The organism is Lutibacter sp., from assembly GCF_030692605.1.
In the GTDB taxonomy this organism is placed as follows: Bacteria; Bacteroidota; Bacteroidia; order Flavobacteriales; family Flavobacteriaceae; genus Lutibacter.
Window position 1 is genome coordinate 22,444 of the sequence record NZ_JAUYUD010000086.1, and the last position, 7,650, is coordinate 30,093.

At 30.8% G+C, this 7,650-nt stretch carries 5 protein-coding genes; 4 read left to right on the forward strand and 1 reads right to left on the reverse strand.

What is annotated here, in order from left to right:
• The first annotated feature begins 2 nt into the window (after positions 1–2).
• The 4 genes from Q8S45_RS08575 (at position 3) to Q8S45_RS08590 (ending at position 6,570) form a co-directional block, all read left to right on the forward strand.
• Positions 3–1,559, forward strand: a complete 1,557-nt coding sequence (locus tag Q8S45_RS08575) for an SDR family oxidoreductase (RefSeq protein ID WP_305603715.1) — start codon at positions 3–5, stop codon at positions 1,557–1,559.
• Between the two features lie 148 nt (positions 1,560–1,707).
• A complete protein-coding gene (locus Q8S45_RS08580) occupies positions 1,708–4,503 on the forward strand; it encodes a S9 family peptidase (RefSeq protein WP_305603719.1) in 2,796 nt (931 codons plus the stop codon).
• Positions 4,504–4,701: 198 nt separating this feature from the next.
• Positions 4,702–6,252 carry an SDR family NAD(P)-dependent oxidoreductase gene (locus Q8S45_RS08585; protein WP_305603721.1) on the forward strand — a complete coding sequence of 517 codons (1,551 nt, stop codon included), beginning with the start codon at positions 4,702–4,704 and terminating at the stop codon, positions 6,250–6,252.
• 126 nt (positions 6,253–6,378) lie between these two features.
• Positions 6,379–6,570: a cold-shock protein gene (locus Q8S45_RS08590; RefSeq protein ID WP_305603722.1), complete on the forward strand. Its 192-nt coding sequence runs from the start codon at positions 6,379–6,381 to the stop codon at positions 6,568–6,570.
• An 82-nt stretch (positions 6,571–6,652) separates the two neighbouring features.
• On the opposite strand, the gene Q8S45_RS08595 is transcribed toward Q8S45_RS08590, so the two are convergent.
• On the reverse strand, positions 6,653–7,650 hold a 998-nt coding region (locus Q8S45_RS08595; protein WP_305603724.1), incomplete at its 5' end, for a DUF6268 family outer membrane beta-barrel protein.

Here is a 7,650-nt window from a genome sequence, read left to right on the forward strand (position 1 = left end):
TTATGGAGAAAAATCCTGAAATAATAAATAAAAGCAGGACTCTAAAGCAAATTGATGAATGTATTGCAACATTAAATATGTTAATTTCAGATTCTCATCAGTTTTTTGAACTTACCGAAGAAAAAAGAATTGAATTGCTTAAAGCAGCTGGTCAACTTTCGAGACCAGCGAAGGATGATTTTTCACGAAGGAAGAAAGATGCACATAAAACTGCAAAGCGAAAAATGATTGCGCGAGACAAACATGCTCGTAAAGAAACAGGGATACGAAGTGCTAGAGAAGCTTCAATTTTTGTGGCTCCAAAATTACTCGCTCCAGCACAAATTAATAGTGAAGAAAATGAGTTAGAATCACCCAGAAACTGTTATGTATGTAAAGCAGTATACACTAAATTGCATCATTTTTATGATACAATGTGTTTAGATTGTGGCGACTATAATTATGCAAAACGTTTTCAAACTACCGATTTAACTGGTCAAGTTGCTGTTATTACAGGTTCGCGTTTAAAAATTGGATACCATATTACTTTAATGTTATTACGTGCAGGAGCTACGGTTGTTGCAACAACTAGATTTCCAGCAGATTCTGCCATTCGATTTTCGAAAGAAGATGATTATAAACAATGGGGAAACAGATTAAAAATTCACGGTCTCGATTTAAGACATATACCAAGTGTCGAAATTTTTTGTAATTACATTGAGCAAAAGTACGAACGTTTAGATATTTTAATAAATAATGCCGCTCAAACTGTGCGTAGACCTTCAGGATTTTATTTTCATTTAATGGAAAATGAAACACTTCCCTTTGAAAAATTACCTCAAAACGCTCAAGCTCTGATGGAAGACCATTATAGTTGCTTGCAAGAATTAGCTAATTTAAGCAGTAAAGCCGATGCAAGTAGTAAAAACAATGTATTACCAGTATCATGGCATAGTCCAGAGCCAGGAATCGGATTGCGTTCATCAGCAAAATTATCACAAATACCGTATAGTTTCGACAATTCTTTAACAGCAAGCGAAGTATTTCCAGAAGGAAAATTGGATGTTGATTTGCAACAAGTAGATTTGCGTAAAACCAATAGTTGGCGGTTAAAATTAGGAGAAATTGAAACTACCGAAATGGTAGAAGTTCAACTTGTAAATTCTGTAGCTCCTTTTGTGCTCTGCAATCGTCTTTCAAACATCATGAAGAAAGAAAATACTGGAAAAAAACACATTATTAACGTGTCTGCCATGGAAGGTAAATTTCATCGATTTAAAAAGCAAGATCGTCATCCTCACACAAATATGGCTAAGGCTGCTTTAAATATGTTAACGCATACATCAGCATCTTCGTTTGCGAAAGATGGTATCTATATGAATGCTGTGGATACTGGTTGGGTTACAGATGAAGATCCTTTTGAATTATCCAAAAAGAAAGCAGAAGTTCACGATTTTCAGCCTCCATTAGATATTGTAGATGGTGCTGCAAGAGTTATGGATCCATTAATAGATGGCATAAATACAGGAAAACATTGGTGTGGAAAATTCTTAAAAGATTATATGCCAATAGATTGGTAGGTTTGTAATTTGCCAAAAAAAACAATGCTATTGTGACAAGTATTCAAAAGCGTATTGTGTTTTATAAATTAGGTATTTTTTTTTACATTTATGCTACACTATTTTATCTTTTCATTTATATTTATAGCTATTTATAAATATTTAAATAATGAAACAAGTTTTTACAATTCTTCTGTTTGTATTTGCAGTTAGCGCCTTTTCACAAAAAAAAATACTGGATCACAAAGATTTTGATATTTGGAATACTATAAAAGATGAATCTATAGCCCCTAATGGTTCATATATTATATATTCTTTGGAAAAAGGAGAAAAGGATTCTAAATTGAAAATCAAAAAACCAGATGCTTCTTTAATTTTTGAATATGATAGAGCTTCAAAAGGTCAATTTTCTTACGATTCAAAGAATGTATTTTTTACTATTAAACCATGGGCAGATAGTATTAAGGAGCTTAAACGGCTAAAAGTCAAAAAAAATAAAATACCAAAAGATACTTTGGGTATTTATAATTTGAACAATCAAACATTTACTAAAATTGGAAATGTAAAATCATATAAAATACCATCAAAATGGTCCGGTTTTGTAGCATACCTTTTAGATGAAGTAGAGCCATCAAAAAAAGTTAAAAAAGGAGAAGAAAAAAAACCTGAAAATGAATCAAAAAAAATAAAACCACCTAAAAAAGTTAATGAAGATAACGGTTATCATTTGGTTTTAAGAAATTTGATTACAACACGGCAAGACACGTTTAAATTTGTTACAAATTATTCGTTTGCAAAAGAAGGAAAACACTTAACTTTTTCTTCAACGGGTAAAGATTCTACTGAAAAAGAGGGAGTTTATGTTTTTAACCTAGAAAACAATACATTAACTTCTATTTTTACTTCTGAAAAAGCCAAATATAAGCAACTTACATTTAATGATAATGGTAAAAAATTGGCATTTATTGTTGATGCAGATACTACAAAGGTACAAATACGACCAAATGAACTTTATGTTTGGCATGAAGGCAATGAAAAAGCTAAAAAAATTCTTGATGCTACAACTTCACCAAAAGGATTTATTGTTTCTTCAGACGGGAAAATTGAATTTTCAAAAGACAATTCAAAATTATATTTTGGGTTAGCAAAGCCTCCAATAGTAAAAGACACTACATTACTCGATGAAGAAATTGTAAATGTTGAAGTTTGGACTTTTGATGAACCACGTTTGTATACCGAACAAGAATTACAAGTTGCTGACGATAAGAAAAAATCGTTTAGAACAGCCATTCATTTAAATAATAATAAATTGGTTCAGTTAGGTACAGAAAATTATCCAAATGTAGAAATTGGCAATGAAGGAAATGGCGCTTATGCCTTAGCAAATAACTCGTTACCTTATGAATTAGTCAGTCAATGGGAGGGAAGTGGAGCTCGAGATTATGCGATAGTAACTATTGAAAATGGTAGGACAAAAAATATACTAACCAATGTTAAAGGAAGAATTAGACTGAGTCCTGAAGGTAAATTCGCATTTGGTTTTAATTCGGCAGAAAGTAGTTGGTTTTTATATGAGATAGCTTCTGGAAAATTAGTGAATCTTATTAAGAACAGCGTTTTTTATGATGAATTAAATGATGTGCCAGATTATCCAAATTCCTATGGATTAGCTGGTTGGACAAAAAATGATGAATCTATAATTTTGTACGACCGCTATGATATTTGGGAGTTTAACCCCAAAAATGGTAATGGAACAAGACTTACAAAAGGGAGAGAAAGTAAAACAGTTTTTAGGTTTGTTGAATTAGATAGTGAAGAACGATTTTTAGATAAAAAGAAGAATTGGTTGTTAAGTACATTTAATGAAATGGATAAAAGTGCTGGTTTTTTTGAGTTTATTCCTAATATCAACATAGGAAAACAACTTGTTGAAGGAAAATTTAAATATTCAAATCCGATAAAGTCGAAACTAAGTGATGCTATAATTTTTTCAAAAGAAACTTTCGAGGAATTTCCAAATATACTTTATACAGATCTTAGTTTTAAAAATCAAATTAAAATTAGTGATGCTAATCCACAACAAAATGATTATAATTGGGGAACTATAGAATTGGTAACTTGGACTTCATTAGATGGTATTGATCTAACAGGACTATTGGTGAAACCAGAAAATTTTGATCCTACTAAAAAATACCCAATGATTGTTAATTTTTACGAGCGTAGTTCTGATGATTTATACAGTCATAAAGCACCTGCTGCTGGGAGATCAACAATAAATTACAGTTTTTATGCTAGTAGGGGTTATTTAATTTTTAATCCAGATATTATTTATAGAGAAGGTTATCCTGGAGAAAGTGCCTATAATTGTGTTATTCCAGGAATCACTTCCCTTATTGAAAAAGGGTTTGTTGATAAAAATAATATTGGCGTTCAAGGGCATAGTTGGGGAGGATATCAAATTGCTTATTTAGTTACTAAAACTAATATTTTTAAGGCTGCAGAATCTGGTGCGCCTGTGGTAAATATGATTAGTGCTTATGGAGGAATTAGATGGGGAACTGGATTGAGCAGACAATTTCAATACGAACATACACAGAGTAGAATTGCAGGAACACCTTGGGATTTTCCAACGCGTTATGTAGAAAATTCTCCAATTTTTAATATCGATAAAATAAATACACCTCTTTTAATAATGCATAACGATGCCGATGGTCATGTACCTTGGTATCAAGGAATTGAATTTTTTACAGCGTTACGAAGATTGGGTAAACCTTCGTGGTTTTTAAATTATAATGATGAACCACATTGGCCTTTAAAATTTCAAAACAGAAAAGATTTTAACATAAGAATGGCTCAATTTTTTGATCATTTTTTAAAAGCTGCCCCTAAACCAATTTGGATGCAAAGTGGTGTGCCCGCAATTGAAAAAGGTATCAATCAAGGGCTTGAGTTAATTTCAGAATAAATGAATTTTTTATAAAAAGAGGCTGTTTGTAAAGAGTTTGAAGTAGCCCTTAGTTCAGTTTGGCGATAACTTCACTTTTCATTGAGCCTCTTTTTTTGATTAAACTTTTATTCTCTAGATTACAAAAAACAAATAGCAACCAATATTTAAAACTATATTTGCGCCTTATTTTATAGAAATTAATACGAGATATTTAATATGGAGAAGGAGGTAAAAGGAATAAAAACTGCATTGACTTCAGCAGAAATAGATCTTTGTATTTCTATATTAGAACAATTAGTAACCGATACTAGTCAAATTTTTGATATTGAAAAAAAGCAACGAACTGAATTGATAAAAATGGCAGGAATGCTATCGAGACCAAATAGAGATGAGTTTTCGCGAAGAAAGAAAGATGGTAAAAAAGCTGCAAAACGAAAATTAGATGCTAAAGATAAAAGTGCAAGAAAAGAAACAGGGATTAGAAATGCAAGAGAAGCAGCTGTTTTTATAGCTCCAAAATTACTTGGAATTTCTGATTTAGAAAGTAAAGAACAATTGGAATTAGAAACTCCTAAAAATTGTTACGTTTGCAAAGTGGAGTATATAAAAGTGCATCATTTTTACGATTCTATGTGTACTAAATGTGGTGATTATAACTATGCTAAACGATTTCAAACAGCAAATGTTAAAGATCAAATAGCAGTTATAACAGGCTCACGTTTAAAAATAGGTTATCATATTACCTTAATGTTGTTGCGTGGCGGAGCTACTGTTATTGCAACCACACGTTTTCCGGTGGATTCGGCATTACGTTTTTCAAAAGAGCATGATTTTATGGAATGGGGTCATCGATTAAAAATTCACGGGCTAGATTTACGGCATATTCCAAGTGTTGAAATATTTTGCAATTTTATTGAGCAAAAATATGAGCGATTGGATATTTTAATAAATAATGCTGCACAAACAGTGCGTAGACCTTCAGGATTTTATCAACATCTAATGAGCAATGAAGAAAGTTCAATAGATTTATTACCCAAAAATGTAAAAGAACTACTGGTTGATCACCTTAACTTATTGAATGAATTAAAAGAAATTACATCAGGGTTTTCAACAACTAAAAATTTACCTGTTTCGTGGCATGGTTCAGAGCCAGGTATGGGTATTAGAGCATCGGCAAAATTATCACAAATTCCATATAGTTTTGATAATGCACTGGTTTCTAAAGAGGTTTTTCCCGTTGGAGAATTGGATGCAGATTTACAACAAGTAGATTTGAGAAAAATTAATAGTTGGAGATTAAAATTAGGTGAGATAGAAACAACTGAAATGATTGAAGTGCAATTGGTAAACTCTGTAGCTCCATTTGTTTTGTGTAATCGACTTTCCGAAGTAATGAAAAAGGATAATACGGGGAAGAAACACATTATTAATGTTTCTGCGATGGAAGGTAAATTTTATCCACTTTTTAAAGAAGATAGGCATCCTCATACCAACATGGCCAAGGCAGCTTTAAATATGCTAACTCATACAAGTTCAGGCACTTTAGCCAAAGATGGAATTTTTATGAATGCCGTAGATACAGGTTGGGTTACTGATGAAGACCCAATTGATTTATCAAAAATGAAACAAGAATTATACGATTTTCAACCTCCATTAGATATTGTTGACGGTGCAGCACGTGTTTTGGATCCATTATTTGATGGCATTAATACTGGAAAACATTGGTGTGGAAAGTTTTTAAAAGATTATGTCCCAATAAATTGGTAATTTTATTACTGAAATAACTTATTTTTAAAAATAATCATCAAATAATTAAATAGTTTAGCTATAATTCAATTTTTTGGCACTATATTTGGAAAGTTAAAAATATTAATATAATTAAATAGTATTATCATGAGTAGAGGAACAGTAAAATTTTTCAATGACGCTAAAGGTTTTGGCTTCATTACTGAAGAAGGTTCAAATAAAGAACATTTTGTACACATTTCTGGATTAATAGACGAAATTCGTGAAGGCGATGAAGTTGAATTCGATCTATCAGAAGGCAAAAAAGGATTAAATGCAGTAAACGTAAAAGTAATTTAACATATACGCTTAAACTTTTTAGAGTTAAACCTATCAATATTTTGGTAGGTTTTTTTATGCCTAAAAATTTCTAATTGGGTCGTTAAAAATGAACTCTATAAATTAGTTCTAATTTAAATACACTTCCTGTATCGAAGTTTTGATTTAATTGTGTTCTGTTGTCTCCAAAATATAAAGAACTTAGTGCTAAATTTATTTTATCGTTTGAATTGTACACCTTAAAGGTTCTACTAAATAAATATCCCACTTTAGTTTTTAAATATAGTGAATTGGTTAGATGAAATCCTAAATATGCAAATAATTCATTAGAGCTTTTCGCAACATATTCACCTTTAGCCGAATACATAGAGTTGTTTAAATTATAAGTTGAACTTAATCCGTCAAAATTCATTCCAATAACAGCTTTGGTAAATAGCTGATAATTAATATCAAACTGAGCAGGTAGTAAGATGTTTGATTCAAACTTTTTAGTTGGACTTATATAATACAGCCCAATTAATAGAATAATTAAAGTACCATATTTTTCAGAATTAACATATAAACCATATTTATATTTTAAGTTATCTCGTTTTGTATTAGTAAATAATGACAATAGTCCAAATTGAAAATCTTCTCTAGTTATAGTACCTAAATCAGAAGATATTTTTGGTAATAACAAATAGGTTCCAGCCCATTTTTTGGAATAAATTTGATAAATACCTATATCTAAACCAATAGAATAAAGAGATGTGTTAGAAAAATTAGAATCTAATTTTAACTGTGTTTTGTTAAGTGAAAAACCCGTTAAAAAAGTTGTTTTATCGTTAAGTTTAAAAGGAACATTTAATTTAAAACTCAACTCATCAACATTGGTTTTATCTACATCATTTTCAAAATTATTTAAAGGTGTGTTTGTATAGGATAAACGTGTTAAATCAATATAATTTTGCGCTATTGTGTCTGTTGCACAATTCAGAGTAAATATAGCTAAAAAAAGTTGTAAAATTTCACAGAAATTAGTACTTTCATGGTATGCAAGGCAAGAAAGACTATCAGGAAAAATTATTCGCTCATTTTCAGTTAAGTGAGCGAGTACCATCA

Excerpts from the sequence above, each read along its gene's own strand:
- Q8S45_RS08590 (WP_305603722.1), top strand. The coding sequence starts at position 6,379 with ATGAGTAGAGGAACAGTAAAATTTTTCAATGACGCTAAAGGTTTTGGC.
- Q8S45_RS08585 (WP_305603721.1), top strand. The coding sequence starts at position 4,702 with ATGGAGAAGGAGGTAAAAGGAATAAAAACTGCATTGACTTCAGCAGAA.
- Q8S45_RS08580 (WP_305603719.1), top strand. The coding sequence starts at position 1,708 with ATGAAACAAGTTTTTACAATTCTTCTGTTTGTATTTGCAGTTAGCGCC.
- Q8S45_RS08575 (WP_305603715.1), top strand. The coding sequence starts at position 3 with ATGGAGAAAAATCCTGAAATAATAAATAAAAGCAGGACTCTAAAGCAA.